The sequence below is a fragment of the Variovorax paradoxus genome (assembly GCF_902712855.1).
In the GTDB taxonomy this organism is placed as follows: Bacteria; Pseudomonadota; Gammaproteobacteria; order Burkholderiales; family Burkholderiaceae_C; genus Variovorax; species Variovorax paradoxus_Q.
Genome location: NZ_LR743507.1, coordinates 2374901 through 2391382, shown reverse-complemented (window position 1 = coordinate 2391382; position 16482 = coordinate 2374901). Strand labels below are relative to the sequence as shown.

Genomic DNA, 16482 nt, shown 5'->3' with positions numbered 1-16482 from the left:
CCTCAGGCCCGTGCGGGCCGGCCGTCCCAGGTACTCGGACCCACGCCGCGTTCGCGCAGCTTGAACTTCTGCACCTTGCCGTTCTCGGTGCGCGGCAGGTCGTCCAGCACGTCGATGTAGCGCGGCACGGCGAAGTAAGGCAGGCGACCCTCGCAGAAGCGCGCCAGCTCGGCCGGATCGACCGCTGCGCCCTCTCGCGCCACCAGCGCGGCCATGACCTCGTCCTCGGCCAGTTCGGAGCGCACCGGGTACACCGCGCACGAGGCCACGCCGGGGTGGCTCAGCAGCACCTGCTCGACCTCGAACGAGGAGATGTTCTCGCCACGCCGCCTGATCGCGTCCTTGATGCGGTCGACGAACCGGAACGCGCCGTCGGCATCCTGCACCACACGGTCGCCGGTGTGAAACCACAGGTTGCGCCAGGCCTCGACGGTCTTCTCCGGCATGTTGAAGTAGCCGCTCGCGAAGGCATGCGGCTCGTCCGCGCGCAACAGCAATTCGCCGGCCTCGCCGTGCGGCAGCGCCACGTCGTCCTCGTCGGCCACGCGCGCCTGGAAACCCGGGCGCAGCCAGCCCATGACACCGCCGCGCGGCGAGTCGGGCGCAGTGGAAATGGCGAAGTTGGTCTCGGTCGACCCGTAGCCCTCGAGCAGCGGCACACCCGTGCGCGCCCTGAACGCGGTGCCGGCCGCAGACGGCACGCCAGGGCCGAGGCCAATGCGAACGCGGTGATCGCGCTCGCCGGTACCTTCCGGCTGCGCCAGCAGTATCGGCACCATCGCCCCCAGCAGGTAGACGACGGTGGCCCCGTTCGCGCGCATCGCCGGCCAGAAGCCCGAAGCGGAGAAACGCGGCTCGAACACCACTTCCGCACCCGTCAGCGCAGCCTGCGCGAAGGTGTTGAGCGCGTTGATGTGAAAGAGCGGCAGCGTGCTGCACAGCACGTCGTCGGCACGCACGCCGAGCACTTCGGCGCTGTTCACGCCCCACCAGAAATACTGGGCGTGCGGGCAGACCACACCCTTGGCGGGTCCCGTGGTGCCGGAGGTGTAGAGGATCGCCAGCGGATCGCCCGGCTGGACCGCTGCTGGCGGCAGCGGTTCACCGCCACCGGGGTATGCCGACACGCGAACGCTCGCGGGCGCCTTCCATTCGATGGATTCCTTCTCGCCGGTCTTGCCGGTTTCGCCCGTCTCGCCGACGACCCAGATCTCGCGCAACGTGGTGCGCGACAAGTCCGCCGTGGCAAGCCGCGACAGGTATCCCGCCTCGATCACGAGCAGCCGCGCCTCGCTGTTCGCCAGGAAGTATTCGACCTGCGGTCCCATCGACGCGGTGTTGATCGGCACCACCGCCGCGCCGAGCCAGCCGGCACCCAGGAAGCTCTCGAGGAACTCCGCACGGTTGCCGCACATCACCGCGACGCGGTCGCCACGCACCACGCCGGCCGCCGCCAGCGCTGCGGCACGCGCTGCGCCCTCCTGCGCCGCATCGCGGTGCGTCCACGCCCGCCCCGCCATCCGCAACAGTGCACGCGAGCCGAACAGCGCGGCCTGCCGCTGCAGCAACGCGGGCAGCGTGCGCTGCCCCGGCGGCACGGCGCGGGCGTCATTCGTCATCGTGCGTGCCTCCGCCGAGATACGTCGCCTGCACGCGCGGGTCGCTCGCCAGCTCGGCCGATGCACCCGACAGCGCGATCTCTCCGGTCTCCAGCACATAGCCTTCGTCAGAGCTTTCGAGTGCTGCGCGCGCGTTCTGCTCGACCAGCAGGATCGACACGCCGTCGTCGCGCAGCTTGCGCACGATGGTGAGGATGTCCCGCACGATCAGGGGCGCCAGGCCCAGGCTGGGCTCGTCGAGCATCAGCAGGCGCGGCGCCGACATCAGCGCACGGCCCACCGCGAGCATCTGCCGCTCGCCGCCCGACAGCGTGTCGGCACGCTGCGCACGCCGCTCCGCCAGCCGCGGAAACCGGTCGTAGACCGACTGCAGCCGCTTCTTCATGGCGTCGCCGCGCAGCCGCTTGGCGTACGCGCCGAGCTGCAGGTTGTCGAGCACGGTGAGTTCGCCGAACAGCTCGCGCTTTTCGGGCACGAGGCACAGGCCCCGCTCCACGCGCGCCTCCACGTCGAGCCCTTGCAGATCCTCGCCCTCGAAGCGCAGCGTGCCCTTGCAGGGCAGCAGTCCCATGGCGGCGGCCAGCAGCGTGGTCTTGCCCGCGCCGTTCGGCCCGATCACCGAGATGATCTGGCCGGGCTGCAAGTCGAGCGAGACGCCGCGTACGGCTTCCACCTGCCCATAGGAAACGTGCAGATCCCCGATCTCGAGCATCGCGGTCATACGACGCTCCCCAGGTAGGCCGCCTGCACGCGCTCGTCCGCGCGCACCGCCGACGGCACGCCCTCCACGAGCTTGGAGCCGAAGTTCATCACTACCAGACGGTCCACCAGTTTCATCACGAAGTCCATGTCGTGTTCGACGATGAGGATGGTCACGCCCTCCTCGCGAAGCTTGCGCAGCAGGTCGCCGAGCGCCATCTTTTCCTTGCGGCGCAGGCCGGCTGCGGGCTCGTCGAGCACCAGCAGCACCGGGTCGGCGGCCAGCGCGCGTGCGATCTCCAATATGCGCTGCGTGCCGAGCGGAAGGCTGCCCGCCAGCTCATGCGCGCGATCGCCCAGGCCGATGCGGTCGAGCTGGCGCTGCGCCTCCTGGAGGATCTGGCTTTCTTCCGTGCGGTCGAGCCGCAAGCCCGCCTGCAGGATGCCGGAGCGCGTGCGCGAATGCGCGCCCAGCGCCACGTTGTCGAGCAGGCTCATGTGCGGGCGCAGCTTCACATGCTGGAAGGTGCGCGCCAGCCCCAGCCGCGCCACCTCGCGCTGCGGCATGCCGGCAATGTCGTTCTCGAGAAAACGCACCTGCCCGGCACTCATCGGGAGCGTGCAGGTCAGCAGGTTGAACATGGTCGACTTGCCGGCGCCGTTCGGCCCGATCAGACCGACGATCTCTCCGGCCTTCACATCGAAGCTCACGTCGTTCACCGCCACCAGTCCGCCGAATCGCTTGACGGCGCCGTTCACCGACAGCACCGGCGACCCGCGCGGGGGCAACGTGCGGTGCGGCAGCGGGTCGACCGGTGCGGCCTCGTGGCGCGACGGGCCCTGCGCACCGCCACGGCGGCGCGTCCAGCGACGCAACAGGCCCATCACCCCGCCCCGCGCGAAATGCAGCAGCAGGATGAAGAGCGCGGCGAAAGCTACGGCCTCCAGCTGCCCGGCGCGCTGCGTGAGCATCGGCAACACGTCCTGCAGGCCGTTCTTCAGCACCAGCACCAGCGCCGCGCCCACCAGCGCGCCGGCGAGCTGGCCGAGCCCGCCGGCCACCGCCATCAGCAGGTACTCGATGCTGGCGCGCACGTCGAAGGGCGAGGGGCTCACGAACCGGTTCATGTGCGCATAGAGCCAGCCCGCCAGCCCCGCGAACAGCGCCGCGGTGACGAACAGCGACAGCCGCACGCGGTACGCATCTGCTCCCACGCTCGCCAGCAAAGTCGCACCGCCGCGAAGCCCGCGGATGGCACGCCCCGGCCGCGACTGCAGCAGGTTGTGGCTGAACAGGCAGGCCAGCCCGACCACCACCCAGATCAGGTAGTACATCGCGCGGGGATCCGCCAGCGACCAGCCCGCCACGCGCAGCGGCGGAATGTTGGACAGCCCCGTGTGCCGGCCCAGCGCATCGACGTTGCCGAACAGCATGGCGATCGACAGCCCCCAGGCAATCGTGCTCAGCGGCAGGAAGTGCCCGCCGAGGCGCAGCGTGAGCATGCCGATGGCCAGCGCCGACAGCCCTGTGAGCAGCAGCGAGAACAACAGTCCGATCCAGGGCGACATGCCCTGCGTGGTCGTGAGCCATGCGGTGGCATAGGCCGCAATGCCCACGAAAGCCGCCTGCCCGAACGAGGTCGCGCCGCCCACACCGGTGAGCAGCACCAGGCCCAGCGCCACCAGCGCGCCGATGCCGATGTCGTTCAGCAGCGAGACGGTGAAGCTGCCGGCCAGCACCGGCACCAGGGCCAGCACGACGACGATGCCGGCGATCCACGCCCTGCGTTTGCTGCGGTTCGCGTTCATTGGTCCACCTCGTCTTCTTCCTCTTCGGCATGCACGGCCATGAAGGACCGCAGCATGAGCACGGGGATCAGCAGGCTGAAGACGATCACGTCCTTCAGCGCACCGCTCCAGAACGAAGCGAAGCTTTCAACCACACCGACCGCGAGCGCACCCACGGCCGTCATCGGATAGCTCACGAGACCGCCGATGATCGCGGCCACGAAGGCCTTCAGGCCGATGATGAAGCCCGAGTCGTAGTACATGGTCGTCACCGGCGCGATCAGCACGCCGATGAGCCCGGCCAGCAGCGATGCGCAGCCATAGGCCAGCAGCGCCGTGCGCACCGGGCGGATGCCCACCAGCCGCGCGCCCACGCGGTTCACGGCGGTGGCGCGCAGCGCCTTGCCGGCCACCGTGCGTTCGAACACGAGGAAGAACAACCCGCTCAGCACGATCGCCGCGCCCACCATCAGCACCACCTGGCCGCTGACGGTGAAGCCGTCGCCCAAGGTGAATACCGCGCTCGTGAGCGGCGTGGTGCGCGAGCCCTCGGGCCCGAAGAACAGCAGGCCCAGGCCCGACAGCAGGAAGTGCAGCGCGAGCGACACGATCAGCAGCACCAGCACCGATGCGTCGGCGATCGGCTGGAACACGACGCGCGCGAGCAGCGGCGCGATGGGCACCACCAGCAGCACCGCGACCGCGATGTGCACCGCCACCGGCACGCCGGGCCGCGCGGCCAGCCACGCCAGCACGCAAGGAATCGCAGGCAACACGCCCCACATCAGCACCGCCTTGGGAATGCGCGCGGCCTCGCCGCGCCGCAGCAGGCTGCCGACCTCGGTGGCCAGCGCCAGCGCCGCCAGCACCGCCACCATGCCGATGGTCGGCGGAACGCGGCCGGTCTCGAAGGCCGCGAGCGAAAGCGCCGCAAAGGCCGCGATGTCGCCGAACGGCACGAAAACCACGCGCGTGACGGAGAAGATCAGCACCAGGCCGAGGCCGGCCAGAAGATAGACGGCGCCGTTCGCCAGGCCGTCGGTGAGAAGGATGAGCGCCACGTCCCATGTCATCGCGCGGCCCTCCGGAAAATCAGGGGCATGCGGTTCAAGGTGCGAGCTTCCATTGGCCGTTGTCGAGCTTGACGATCACGCGCGCACGTTCGTCCACGCCGTACAGATCGCCGGGCTTGAAGGTGTAGACGCCGTGCGTGCCCACCACCTCCTTGGTGCTGAAGATGGCGTCGCGCAGGGCCACGCGGAACTCGGGCGTGCCCGGCTCCGCGCTCTTCATGGCGCGCGCGGCGGCGTCGGCGAACACCAGCCACCCGTCGAACGAGTAGGCCGAGAAGGCATCGCTGGTCGGCGCGTTGTTCACCTTCTGGAACACCGCGCGGAAGTCCGTCGCGATCTTCTTGGTCGGGTAGTCCGCCGGCAGCTGTTCTGCCACGATCACCGGACCGGTCGGCATCAGCGCGTTCTGGCCGGCGGCACCGACCACGCGAACGAAGTCGGGGTTGATGAGGCCGTGCTGGCCATACACGCCGCCCTTGAAGCCGCGCTCCTGCAGCGCGAGGAACGGCAGCGCGCCCGGCGTGCCCGCGCCACCCGTCATGACGGCATCGGGGCGCAGCGCCACGATCTTCAGCACCTGCCCCGTCACCGAGGCATCGGCGCGCGCATAGCGCTCGTTGCTCACCACCTTGATGCCGGCGCCGGGTGCGGACTTCATCAGCGCGTCGTACACCAGGTCGCCCCACGCATCGGAGAAGCCGATGTAGCCCACGGTCTTCACGTTGTTGCGCTTCATGCGCTCGACCACGGCGTCGATCATCAGCTGCGTGGGCTGCGCCACCGTCATCACCCACGGGTTCTCCTTGGGATCGAGCAGGATGGGCGTGAGGCCGATCATCGGGGTCTTCGCCTCCTTGCCGACCTGCGCCATCGCAATGGCGGCCGGCACGCCCGAAGTGCCCATGAGCACGTCCACCTTTTCCTCCTCGATCAGCTTGCGCGCGTTGCGCCCGGCCGTGGTCGGGTCGGAGCCGTCGTCGAGCACGATGAGCTGCACTTTGCGGCCGTTGACCTCGGGCTTGTAGGCCAGCGCAGCCTGCATGCCCTTGGCGTAGGGCACGCCCAGCGAGGAATTCGGCCCCGACAGCGACACGCTCAGGCCGACCTTGAGGTCGGCCGCGAATGCGCTGGCAATGCCACAGGCGGCGAGTGCCGCGGCGAGTGCGCCGCGCGTCAAGGTCTGCATCAGGCTCTTCATTTCGTAGCTCCGGTGAGGATGGTGGGAATGAACGGGTAACTCAGATGAACAACTGGATGGCCGGCAGCGCCCGTGCGGCATTCAGCAGGTCGATGCGTTTCTCGCGGATGCGCCAGCCCTCGGCCGTGCGCACGAGCCGATGCCGGGCGGTGCCGCTGAGCAGGACCTGGTCTTCGCCGCGCGCCTCGACATAGAGGAACGGCGTGCGCAGGCGAACTTCGTCGGCATCCTCGTGCTCGACGCGCGAAGGCTGCAGCACATGCTGGCTGTGGCTGGCAGGATGCTGCGAATGGGCACGCGGATTCTTCAGGCGGTCGACGCGCAGCTGCAGCAGCAGCCTGTCCTCGTAGGCCAGCGAGTTATGGGAGAACGGATCGGCCTGCGCCGCGCCGAGCAGCGGCACCCAGTAGTGCCCGTCCTCCGCGAACAGGGCCAGCCATTCGTCGAAGCGCTTCTCGTCGAGCAGCGCGGCCTCGTGGGCCACGACATCGCGCGGGTCGGTCATGGGGCTGCCTCCGCATTCATGCCCGCCGCCATCGATTTCGCCCAGGCGCGGAACTGGTTGCGCATCAGCAGCTCGTTGGTGCCGTTGGTGGTGACGGTGGCCTGCTGAAGTTCCGCCTCGTCGTAATTGCGGTGCAGGCTTACCCATTCGTTGCCGCCAGCGCGCAGGCCCTGCTGGATGCCCTCGAACAGGTGCACGTCGTCGTGCGCCACCACCGACATCGGCGAGAACACGAGGCGGTTGTAGCTCATGGCGCGCTCGAACAGCAGCGCAGGTGCACCGGCCGCGCGGAAGCTCCAGGCCTCGATCAGCGTCCGGTTGGCGGCCAGCGGCCGGATCACGCGGATCGCCTGCGGCGAGCCCTTGACCGACAGGCTCGGATAGAACACCGAGTTCTGCGGCGAGCGCTGCAGGATCTCTGTGGCGCGCGCCTCGCCGTGAGCGGCGCGCATCGCGGCCTCGTACTCGGGCAGCTGCGCATAGTTCGAGTGGATGCTGAAGTTCACGCCCAGCACGCTGTGGCCGTTGGCGAACACGCGCCCACCCATCTTGTCGAAGAATTCGTAGCCCGAGCCGAAGGGCAGGATCTGCTCCATTGCCATCGGCTTGGGGTCGGTGGGCGCGTGCCCTTCCCACAGCGCCTCGGCCGCCTTGGTGGCCGATTCGTGCGTCGACATGGGATGCACCGTGTCGTTGATGTTCTCGAGGTACATCTTCCAGTTGCAGTGCACGATGTTGCGCAGCACACCGCCGCCGACGGTCAGCCGGCCTTCCGGCGAACGATCGACCATGTTGTCGATGGCGCCGAGCACTTCTCCGAAGTAATCCTCGAACGACGGCCCTTTGTCCGAAAGCCGCACGAACACGAAGTCACGGTACACCTTCACGTGCTTCACCGCCGCCAGCCCCTGCCCCGACTCGCAGGCCTTCAGCTGTGTGCCTTCATAGCCGTTCTTCAGCGGCAGCCCGAGCGGCGCGCCGTCGAGCTTGTAGGTCCAGGCGTGGTACGGGCAGCGGAAGAAGCGGCCGGTGTTGCCGCACTCGTCCGTCACCAGCTGCGTGCCCTTGTGGGCGCACCGGTTGTAGAGCACATGCACCTCGCCGCCGGGATGGCGCACCATGAGCAGCGGCCGCCCCGCGATGTCCTGAGTGACGAAGTCGCCGGCCTCGGGCACCTGGCTCGCGTGGCCCAGAAAGACCCAGGTGTTGGCGAACAGATGCTCCTGCTCCAGCGCGAAGAGTTCGTCGCTGAGGTACAGGTCGCGGTGCACACGGTCGTTGCGGACCAGCGCCGCGACGAGATCGGGGCGGTTGCGGTAGGTGGTCATGTGAACGTGCTCCTGCCGGGAGTCATGTCACCGTGCTTCGGGGAACACCGTGGAACCGGCTTCGCCGGGCCACTGGTGTTGCCCGCGGCAGGGGGCTGGCGAAGCCACACGACCTGCGCGCAGCCTGCGGGCGAGCGCGTTCATGGCACCAGCTTCCACTGGCCCTTGGTCATCTGCACGATGACCACGCCGCGCTGGTCGGAGCCGTAGCGGTCGTCCGGCTTGAAGGTGTACACGCCGTGCGTGCCCACCAGCTCCCTGGTGCTCACGATCGCGTCGCGCAGCGCGGTGCGGTACTGCGGCGTGCCGGGCTCGCCCTTGGCACGCGACGCGGCATCGGCCAGCAGCAGGTACGCGTCGTAGGTGTACGACGAGAAGGCATCGGTCGGCACCACGCCGTTGACCTTCTGGTACGCGTTGCGAAAACCCATCGACACCTTCTTGATCGGGTTGCTGTCGGGCAGCTGGTCCGCCACCAGCACCGGGCCGCTGGGCACCTGCAGGCCTTCGATGGAGGCGCCGCCCACGCGCACGAAGTCGGCATTGATGAGGCCGTGCGTGCCGTAGATCTTTCCCTTGTAGCCGCGCTCGGCCAGCGCGATGTAGGGCAGCGCGCCGGGCGTTCCCGAATTGCCGGCGAACACCGCGTCCGGCCGCGCCGCGACGATCTTCAGCACCTGGCCGGCCACGGAGGAATCGCTGCGCGCATAGCGCTCGTTCGCGACCACCTTGATGCCCGCCGCATCGGCGCTCTTCACGAGCGAGTCGTAGGCCAGGTCGCCCAGCGCATCCGAGAAGCCGATGAAAGCCACCGTCTTCACGCCGGACTTCTTCATGCGCTCGACCACGCCCGCCACCATGAGCGGAAACGGCTGCGACACCGTCACCGTCCACGCGCCCTCCGGACCCGCGATGGTCACCGGCGTGGGCGAGATCAGTGGCGTATTGAGCTCCTTCGCCACCGCGGCGATGGCCATGGCGCCAGGCACGCCAGAGGTACCGATGAGCACGTCGACCTTGTCCTCGGTCACGAGCTTGCGTGCATTGCGCCCGGCGGTGGTGGGATCGGAGGCGTCGTCGAGCACGATCAGCTGGACCTTGCGCCCGGCGATCTCCGGGTGCTCGGCGATGGCCGCGCGAATGCCCTTCTCATAGGGAATGCCCAGCGCTGCCACCGGCCCCGACAGCGAGCTGATGAAGCCGATCTTCAGGTCGGCGGCCATGGCCTGTGCGGCGGCCAGTGCGATGGCAGTCGCGGCAAGGATGCGGGTGATCTTTTTCATGTGAGGTGGTTCGGTGCGGTTCTGATGTTCGGGCGATGCAGGCGGCTCAGGGCACGAGCTTCCACTGGCCCTTGTCGAGCCTCACCACGACGCGCGAGCGGTCGTCGGAGCCGTAGCGGTCGGTCGGCTTGAAGTTGTAGACGCTGTGCGTGCCCACCAGCTCCTTCGTGCTCACGATGGCGTCGCGCAGCGCCAGGCGGAACTGCGGCGTGCCGGGCTCGGCCTTGCTGGCCAGCGCGCGCTGCGCGGCGTCGAGGTAGATCAACCAGGCATCGAAGCTGTAGGCCGAGAAGGTGTCGGTGGGCGGCGCGCCGTTGGCCTTCTGGTAGGCGGCCCGGAAGTCCATCGCGATCTTCTTCATCGGGTTGGCGTCGGGCAGCTGCTCGGCCACCACCACCGGGCCGGTGGGCGCCAGCAGGCCTTCGACCGACGGGCCGCCGACGCGGATGAAGTCGGGGTTGATCAGCGAGTGCATGCCGTAGATCTTTCCCTTGTAGCCGCGCTCGGTCAGCGCCAGGTAGGGCAGCGCGCCGGGCGTGCCCGAGGCGCCGGTGATCACCGCATCGGGCTTCAGCGCGACGATCTTCAGCACCTGCCCGGCCACCGACGAATCGCTGCGCGCATAGCGCTCGTTCGACACCACCTTGATGCCGGCCGCGGGCGTGGACTTCATGAGCGCGTCGTACACCAGGTCGCCCCAGGCGTCGGAGTAGCCGATGTAGGCCACGGTCTTCACGCCGGCCTGCTTCATCTTCTCGACCATCGCGCCCATCATCAGCGGCGCGGGCTGGGGCAGCGTCACCATCCATGCGCCCTCCTCGCCCGCCAGGTCGGCGTTGGCGATGGAGATCAGCGGGGTCTTCGTCTCGCGCGCCACGCCGGCGATGGCCAGCGAACCCGGCGCGCCGGCCGTGCCGATGATGACGTCGACCTTGTCCTCCTCGATCATCTTGCGCGCGTTGCGCGCGGCGGTGGACGGGTCGGATGCATCGTCGAGCTGGATCACCTGCACCTTGCGTCCGCCGACCTCCGCCTTGTAGGCGAGCGCCGCCTTCATGCCCTTGTCGTAGGGAATGCCGAGCGACGACACCGGGCCCGACATCGAGGTGATGAAGCCGACCTTCAGGTCGGCGGCCCACGCGCCCGCGGCGCTCAGCGCGCCGAAGCCGGCGGCGATGGCTGCGAGTGTGCGAATTCGGTTCAGGACTTTCATGGCGATGCTCCAGTGGTGGTTTTTTGATGGAACGAGGGAAAGCAAAAGCGGATTCAGAGCGCCAGGCTGCCGACGCTGGTGCCACCGCACACGTACAGCACCTGGCCGGTGACGAAACTGTTGTCGGCGTCGGCAAAGAAACGCACGGCCCGTGCCACGTCGGCCGATTCGCCCAGCCGCTTGACCGGCACCGATGCGGCGAGCGCGCGTTCCTTCTCGCTGCCGGCCTCGACCACGTCGTAGAACATGTCGGTGCGGATCGGGCCGGGCGCCACCACGTTCACCGTGATGCCCTCGGGCGCGAGCTCCAGCGCCCAGGTGCGCGCCATGCCCAGCATGCCGGCTTTGGTGGCCGAATAGCTGGTGCGCGTGGCCAGCCCCAGTGCGGCACGCGAGGACAACAGCACGACGCGACCGAAGCGCTGTGCACGCATGGCGGGCAATGCACCCTGGACGAGCTGGATGGCACAGCCCAGGTGCAGATCGACCAGCGCGTCGAGGTCGTCGAGCTTCACATCGGGCAGCAGTGCGGCGCGGATCACGCCGGCGTTGTGCACGATGGTGGTGGGAGCGAAGCGCTGCACCAATTCCTGCACGGCCTGCCCGGTTGCCACGCGGTCGCTCAGGTCGACCTCGATGCTGTGCAGCTTCGGGTGATCGATCTCGGCCTTGCGCCGCGCGAGCGACACCACCTCGTAACCCTGCGCCAGCAGGTCTTCGCAGATGGCCTTGCCGATGCCGGCACTGCCGCCGGTGACGGCCGCGACCTTGGGCGCCGCGCCGCTCATGCCGGTGCTCCCACCAGGGCCAGCACGCGCAGCGGGCTGCCGCTGCCCTTCTCGATCTTCAGCGGCGGGCAGATCAGCACCGCGCCGGCCGGCGGGAGCAGGTCGAGGTTGCTCAGGCACTGCAGGCCGTAGCGGCCCGCGCCATGCATGTAGTAGTGGCAAGGGTAGGGAGGGCGCAGGTGATAGCCCTGCCCCGCGTCGGTGCCGATGGCCTCGGAGCCGAAGCCCAGCACGTCGCGCTGCTCGACCAGGAAGCGCACGGCTGCCGTGCTCGGGCCTGGCGTGTGCTGGCCGGTCTCGTCGAAGTTCTGGTAGGCCTCCGGGTCGGTGCGCTTGGACCAGTCGGTGCGCATCAGCACCCATGCGCCCTTCGGGATGCGGCCGTGGGCCGCCTCGTAGGCCTCGATGTCCTCCAGCGTCAGCAGGTAGTCGGGGTCGTCCTTCACCTGCGGCGAGCAGTCGATCACGCAGGCCGGCGCCACGAAGTTCTGCACCGGGATGGTGTCCACCGAGTTGTTCGGCAGGTCGCGCCCCGAGATCCAGTGGATCGGCGCGTCGAAGTGCGTGCCGGTGTGTTCGCCGCAGGAGAAGTTGTTCCAGTACCAGCCCGGACCGCGCTCGTCGTACTTCGACACCTCCTCGATGCGGAAGGGCCAGCACTGGCCCATCTCGGGCGGCAGTGCGATCTGCGGGAACTCGGGCGTGAGCGTCTGCGTGAGGTCGATCACGCGGATGCGGCCGCTGGCCATGGCCGTCACCAGGCCGCCGAGGACTTCGGCGGCGGACATCAGTGCGGTGCTTGTCGTCATTTCAGTCTCCGATCTCTGTTCCAGGAACACCGCGGAACCGGCTTTGCCGGGCCGCCGGTGTTGCCCCCGGCAAGGGGGTTGGCGAAGCGACACGAAGTGCGCGAAGCCTGGGGGTGTGCCTCATGACCCAGCGGCCAGCTCGCGCTCGAGCACCTTGGGGTTGTCGCGCCAGCGCTCCAGCCACTCCTGCGCCACGTCGCCGGGATACACGTCCTCCACGCCGTCGCGCAGCGCCTTCACGATGGCATTGGCCAGCGCGGTGGGCGCGAGCTTGGGCGGCGGCGTGTGCTGGTTCCATTCGTCGTCGATCGGGCCAGGGAACACGTTGATCACACGGATGCCGGCAGGCCGCATCTCTGCACGCAGACACTGCGCCAGCGAATGCGCCGCCGCCTTCGATGCGCTGAAGGTGCCGTGCGGCGGAAAGTTGCTCAGCGCGTAGACCGACAGCAGGTTGACCCACGCGGTGGCCCCCGTCACGCCGTCGGCCGAACGGCCCTTGAGCGCCGGGCCGAACTCCTGCGCCAGCCGCAGCAGGCCGAAGTAGTTGATGTCCATCTCGGCCTTGGCCACGTCGGTGCCGCGGCGCGCGCCGATGCCGAAGGTGCGGTGCACCTCGGCGTTGTTGATCACGATGTCGACCTTGCCGCCGATGGAGCCTGCGAGCTCCGTCACCTGCCGGCCGTTGGTGAGATCGAGCGGCACCAGCGTGACCTGCGGCAGCGCCGAGATGTCGTCGAGACCGTCGCCCATCTTCTTCCAGGGTTCGGCATGGCCGACCCAGACGATGTCGGCGCCGGCCTTCACCAGCGCGCGCACGATGGCCTGGCCGGTCTCGGTCTTGCCGTCGGTCACCAGCGCCTTGCGGAACTTGGGGTCGCTGGTCATTTCGCGCAGCATCCTGTCGTCGGCCATATGGGCACTCCCTTCATTCGGAAAACCAATGAGAACCGCCTGACCTGCGCGGTCGAGCCGGGCGCCGACGCGCACGCGCGCGGGTGCATCGCCGACCTCGCCGTGCAGGTGCACCATGAGCGTCGGGCCGGCATCCAGGTGCACCAGGCCCAGGCGCCAGGGCAGGCGCTCGCGGAAGAACAGGTCGTTGCTGTGGTGCAGCGTGGTGCTGCCCATCAGTTCGCCCTCGCCGCTTTGCTCGCGCCAGCGCAGCGCGGCGGAAAGGCATTTGTGGCAGACCTCGCGCGGCGGGTACTGCACCGTGCCGCAGTCGTCGCAGGTCTGCAGTTCGAAGCGGCCTTCGGCTGCGGCGGCCGTCAGGCCGAGTGCCACGCGGCCGCGCGCGCCGGGCGGCAGGTTCATCTGCCGGGTGCGCAGCACCGGGTTCTTGCGCGGGGGACGCATCAAGGGCATCGTCATGCGGTTCTCCCGAGAATGACGGCGCCTGTGCAAAGGCAGCGGTCGTAGGTCACCATGCCGAAGCCGGCAACAAGGCCCAGCTGGGCGTTCGGCACGGCGCGTTGTCCGGCCTGGCCGGTCAATTGCCGGATCGCCTCGACCATGCCGAGGAAGCCGCCGGCCGCGCCGGCCTGCCCTGCGGACAGCTGCCCGCCGCTCGTGTTGTTCGGAAAGCTGCCGTCGAAGGTCATGGTGTTCGACTGCACGAAGGCCGAGCCCTCGCCCTTCTCGCAGAAACCGAGGTCTTCGAACTGCATCATCACGATGACCGGATAGTCGTCGTAGGTCTGCACGAAATCGAGCTGGGCGGGCTGTACACCGGCCTGCGCGTAGAGGTCGTCGCGGTCCTTGCGCCAGCCGCCCTGCACCATCACAGGATCTTCGGCATAGGCGTTGTGGCGTTCGATGGCGCCTCGGATCACCACGTGCGCCAGCCCGAGGTCGCGCGCGCGCTCTTCGCTCATCACCAGGAACGCGTCGGCGCCCGCGCAGGGCATGACGCAGTCGAACAGGTGGATCGGGTCGGAGATGGGCCGCGAATCCATGTACTCGTCGAGCGTCAACGCCTTCTTGAACATCGCGTTCGGATTGCCGAGCGCATTGGTGCGCTGGTCGACGCAGATGCGGCCGAAGTCTTCGCGCTTCGCGCCGTAGGTGCGCATGTAGTTGGCGGTGATGAAAGCGAAGATCGAGTTGGGCCCGCCCGAGCCGTAGGGATAGCTTGCGTCGCGCGCGAAGTTGCTGAAGCTGCCGAGCGTCTGGCGGAAGGAGTCGACATGGTTGGTGTCCGCGCCAACGCAGGCAACGATGTCGGCATCGCCCGCCTGCACCGCACGTGCCGCACGGCGCAGGCACATCACGCCGGAGGCGCCTCCGGTGGGCACATGGTCGAGCCAGCGGGGCGACATGCCGAGGTGCTGCGTGACGCCGACCGCCGTATCGGGTGCGAGCGAGAAGCTGCTGAGGCACAGTCCGTCGATCTGTTCCTTGGGCACGCCGCTGGCCTGGACCAGCGCCTCGATCGCCTGGCCGATGAACCAGTGCGCGGTGCGCGTGGAGTAGCGCACATACGGCACGGTGATGGGCACCGCGACCGCGACGCCTTCGTAGGAGAGTCGCGGTTTCGTCATGCCGCGCCCACCTGTCGTTTCTTCATCGCGCGGGTGTCGATGCAGTGGCCCTGCCCCGGCAGCGACTGCGCCATCTCGCGCAGTTGGCCGCGCTGGATCTTCTGCGACGGGGTGAGGGGCAACGCATCGACGAAGGCGACGTAGCCGGGTGCTTTGTAGTACGCCAGCTGCGCCAGCGCGTGCTCGACGATGCTGGCGGCGGTCTGCGCGGGCTGCGAGGCATCGGCGCCTTCGCGCATCACGATGCAGGCCAGTACTTCGTCGCCGCGCACTGCGTCGGGCGTGGCGGCCACCGCCGACGCCTTCACGGCCGGATGCTGGTTCAGCACGCTCTCGACCTCGACCGCCGAGATGTTCTCGCCGCTGCGGCGGATCACGTTCTTCTTGCGGTCGACGAAGAAGAAGTTGCCCTGCGCGTCGCGGCGCACCAGGTCGCCGGTATGGAACCAGCCGTCGGCCCAGGCTTCGCGCGTGGCCTCCTCGTCCTTCAGATAGCCGGAGAAGAAGTAGCGCTTCGGGTCGCTGCCCGAAGACCGCACCAGCAGTTCGCCCGGCGCATCGACCGCCGCCTCGTGGCCGTCCTCGCCGACCAGGCGGATCTCGACGAACTCCTCCTGCCGCCCGAAGCAGCTCGTGCCCACCAGGCGCGGCTCGCGGTTGGCCATGATGCAGGCGGCGGCGCCGGTCTCGGTCATGGCCCAGGCTTCGACGAGCGGAAAGCCGAAGCGCTCCTCGAACGGTGCGTGGTTCTTGCGGTCGACGCCCGCGCCGAAGCCCCAGCGGATCGCATGGTCGCGGTCGGCCGGCGATGCGGGTGCGGACAGCAGCATCGCGGGCATCACGCCGAGGTAGTGCACGATGGTGGCGCCGCTTTCCCTGGCGCTGGCGAGCCAGCTCTTGGGATGGAAGCGGTCGAGCTGCACCAGGCAACCGCCCGCCACCAGCACCACCATGGTGGAGAACGCCATCGCGTTCATGTGGTTGAGCGGCAGCGGCGTGATGACGCGCTCCATGTCCGGGCGGATGCTGCACACACCGTCCAGCGCGGCGTACCACTCGCCCGCGCGCAGGAAGTAGGCGTTGCTCAGGATGCAACCCTTCGGACGGCCCGTGGTGCCCGAGGTATAGAGCAGGCCGCATTCGGTGTCGATGCCGATGGGTTCGTGGGCACGCGGTCCGGCGGTCTTCGCCGGCGGCACGGCATCGTCCGGGCCCATCGTCTCGAAGGCCACGCCGGCCTGCGCCGCGGCCGCCCGGAGGTCGGCGGCACGGCCCGGCAGCGTCACGGCCAGGCCGATCTCGCTGTGGCCGATGAGATAGACCAGTTCGGCCGAGCGCATCTCGGCATTGATCGGCACCACGCTCGCGCCCAGCGCATTCAACGCCAGCCAGTGGAAGATGAAGGCGGGCCGGTTCTCCAGCAGCAGGCCGACGCGGTGGCCATGCCCGTAGCCGGCCTGCGCATAGGCCGCGCGCAGGCGCTCGACCTCGCCTGCAGCCTCGCCCCAGCGGATGGCACCGGCCTCGATGCCGTAGGCGGCGGCGGTCACCGATTCGGTGAACAGGAACTCGGCCTGCGGCGTGCGCGCCGCGGTCGCCGCAAAGACTTGATGGACGGTGGCGTGGGGCATCGCGT

Annotated in this window: 14 protein-coding genes; all 14 read right to left on the bottom strand. The window is 68.8% G+C overall.

Annotated elements, in window-relative coordinates; genetic code table 11:
* Positions 1-2: 2 nt before the first annotated feature.
* The 14 genes from AACL56_RS10765 to AACL56_RS10700 all read right to left on the bottom strand — a co-directional run bounded on the left by AACL56_RS10765 (position 3) and on the right by AACL56_RS10700 (position 16477).
* A complete protein-coding gene (locus tag AACL56_RS10765) occupies positions 3-1619 on the bottom strand; it encodes an ATP-dependent acyl-CoA ligase (RefSeq protein ID WP_339089828.1) in 1617 nt (538 codons plus the stop codon).
* Positions 1609-2340: an ABC transporter ATP-binding protein gene (locus tag AACL56_RS10760; RefSeq protein ID WP_042582496.1), complete on the bottom strand. Its 732-nt coding sequence runs from the start codon at positions 2338-2340 to the stop codon at positions 1609-1611. The genes AACL56_RS10765 and AACL56_RS10760 overlap by 11 nt, the downstream gene beginning before the upstream one ends.
* Positions 2337-4127, bottom strand: a complete 1791-nt coding sequence (locus tag AACL56_RS10755) for a branched-chain amino acid ABC transporter ATP-binding protein/permease (protein ID WP_339089827.1) — start codon at positions 4125-4127, stop codon at positions 2337-2339. Before AACL56_RS10755 ends, AACL56_RS10760 begins: the two co-directional genes overlap by 4 nt.
* The gene (locus AACL56_RS10750; RefSeq protein WP_339089826.1) at positions 4124-5179 is read right to left on the bottom strand and encodes a branched-chain amino acid ABC transporter permease; all 1056 of its coding nucleotides are present in this window, start codon (positions 5177-5179) and stop codon (positions 4124-4126) included. Before AACL56_RS10750 ends, AACL56_RS10755 begins: the two co-directional genes overlap by 4 nt.
* Before the next feature lie 34 nt (positions 5180-5213).
* Positions 5214-6377, bottom strand: a complete 1164-nt coding sequence (locus AACL56_RS10745) for an ABC transporter substrate-binding protein (protein ID WP_339089825.1) — start codon at positions 6375-6377, stop codon at positions 5214-5216.
* Between the two features lie 40 nt (positions 6378-6417).
* Positions 6418-6882 (bottom strand): aromatic-ring-hydroxylating dioxygenase subunit beta, encoded by a 465-nt coding sequence (locus AACL56_RS10740; RefSeq protein ID WP_339089824.1) that lies wholly within the window; start codon positions 6880-6882, stop codon positions 6418-6420.
* The gene (locus AACL56_RS10735; RefSeq protein WP_339089823.1) at positions 6879-8210 is read right to left on the bottom strand and encodes an aromatic ring-hydroxylating dioxygenase subunit alpha; all 1332 of its coding nucleotides are present in this window, start codon (positions 8208-8210) and stop codon (positions 6879-6881) included. The genes AACL56_RS10740 and AACL56_RS10735 overlap by 4 nt, the downstream gene beginning before the upstream one ends.
* 140 nt (positions 8211-8350) lie before the next feature.
* Positions 8351-9493: an ABC transporter substrate-binding protein gene (locus tag AACL56_RS10730; protein ID WP_339089822.1), complete on the bottom strand. Its 1143-nt coding sequence runs from the start codon at positions 9491-9493 to the stop codon at positions 8351-8353.
* 46 nt (positions 9494-9539) lie between these two features.
* Positions 9540-10706 (bottom strand): ABC transporter substrate-binding protein, encoded by a 1167-nt coding sequence (locus AACL56_RS10725; protein ID WP_339089821.1) that lies wholly within the window; start codon positions 10704-10706, stop codon positions 9540-9542.
* A 53-nt stretch (positions 10707-10759) separates the two neighbouring features.
* Positions 10760-11494 carry an SDR family NAD(P)-dependent oxidoreductase gene (locus tag AACL56_RS10720; protein ID WP_339089820.1) on the bottom strand — a complete coding sequence of 245 codons (735 nt, stop codon included), beginning with the start codon at positions 11492-11494 and terminating at the stop codon, positions 10760-10762.
* Positions 11491-12303 (bottom strand): cyclase family protein, encoded by an 813-nt coding sequence (locus AACL56_RS10715; RefSeq protein ID WP_339089819.1) that lies wholly within the window; start codon positions 12301-12303, stop codon positions 11491-11493. The genes AACL56_RS10720 and AACL56_RS10715 overlap by 4 nt, the downstream gene beginning before the upstream one ends.
* Before the next feature lie 120 nt (positions 12304-12423).
* A complete protein-coding gene (locus AACL56_RS10710; protein WP_339089818.1) occupies positions 12424-13677 on the bottom strand; it encodes an SDR family NAD(P)-dependent oxidoreductase in 1254 nt (417 codons plus the stop codon).
* Positions 13674-14846, bottom strand: a complete 1173-nt coding sequence (locus AACL56_RS10705; protein WP_339089817.1) for a thiolase family protein — start codon at positions 14844-14846, stop codon at positions 13674-13676. The genes AACL56_RS10710 and AACL56_RS10705 overlap by 4 nt, the downstream gene beginning before the upstream one ends.
* Positions 14843-16477 carry an AMP-binding protein gene (locus tag AACL56_RS10700; RefSeq protein WP_339089816.1) on the bottom strand — a complete coding sequence of 545 codons (1635 nt, stop codon included), beginning with the start codon at positions 16475-16477 and terminating at the stop codon, positions 14843-14845. Before AACL56_RS10700 ends, AACL56_RS10705 begins: the two co-directional genes overlap by 4 nt.
* Positions 16478-16482: the final 5 nt, after the last annotated feature.

What these genes read in the sequence shown, in the direction of transcription:
- AACL56_RS10765 (WP_339089828.1), bottom strand. Translation starts at nt 1,619, where the DNA reads ATGACGAATGACGCCCGCGCCGTGCCGCCGGGGCAGCGCACGCTGCCC.
- AACL56_RS10760 (WP_042582496.1), bottom strand. Translation starts at nt 2,340, where the DNA reads ATGACCGCGATGCTCGAGATCGGGGATCTGCACGTTTCCTATGGGCAG.
- AACL56_RS10755 (WP_339089827.1), bottom strand. Translation starts at nt 4,127, where the DNA reads ATGAACGCGAACCGCAGCAAACGCAGGGCGTGGATCGCCGGCATCGTC.
- AACL56_RS10750 (WP_339089826.1), bottom strand. Translation starts at nt 5,179, where the DNA reads ATGACATGGGACGTGGCGCTCATCCTTCTCACCGACGGCCTGGCGAAC.
- AACL56_RS10745 (WP_339089825.1), bottom strand. Translation starts at nt 6,377, where the DNA reads ATGAAGAGCCTGATGCAGACCTTGACGCGCGGCGCACTCGCCGCGGCA.
- AACL56_RS10740 (WP_339089824.1), bottom strand. Translation starts at nt 6,882, where the DNA reads ATGACCGACCCGCGCGATGTCGTGGCCCACGAGGCCGCGCTGCTCGAC.
- AACL56_RS10735 (WP_339089823.1), bottom strand. Translation starts at nt 8,210, where the DNA reads ATGACCACCTACCGCAACCGCCCCGATCTCGTCGCGGCGCTGGTCCGC.
- AACL56_RS10730 (WP_339089822.1), bottom strand. Translation starts at nt 9,493, where the DNA reads ATGAAAAAGATCACCCGCATCCTTGCCGCGACTGCCATCGCACTGGCC.
- AACL56_RS10725 (WP_339089821.1), bottom strand. Translation starts at nt 10,706, where the DNA reads ATGAAAGTCCTGAACCGAATTCGCACACTCGCAGCCATCGCCGCCGGC.
- AACL56_RS10720 (WP_339089820.1), bottom strand. Translation starts at nt 11,494, where the DNA reads ATGAGCGGCGCGGCGCCCAAGGTCGCGGCCGTCACCGGCGGCAGTGCC.
- AACL56_RS10715 (WP_339089819.1), bottom strand. Translation starts at nt 12,303, where the DNA reads ATGACGACAAGCACCGCACTGATGTCCGCCGCCGAAGTCCTCGGCGGC.
- AACL56_RS10710 (WP_339089818.1), bottom strand. Translation starts at nt 13,677, where the DNA reads ATGACGATGCCCTTGATGCGTCCCCCGCGCAAGAACCCGGTGCTGCGC.
- AACL56_RS10705 (WP_339089817.1), bottom strand. Translation starts at nt 14,846, where the DNA reads ATGACGAAACCGCGACTCTCCTACGAAGGCGTCGCGGTCGCGGTGCCC.
- AACL56_RS10700 (WP_339089816.1), bottom strand. Translation starts at nt 16,477, where the DNA reads ATGCCCCACGCCACCGTCCATCAAGTCTTTGCGGCGACCGCGGCGCGC.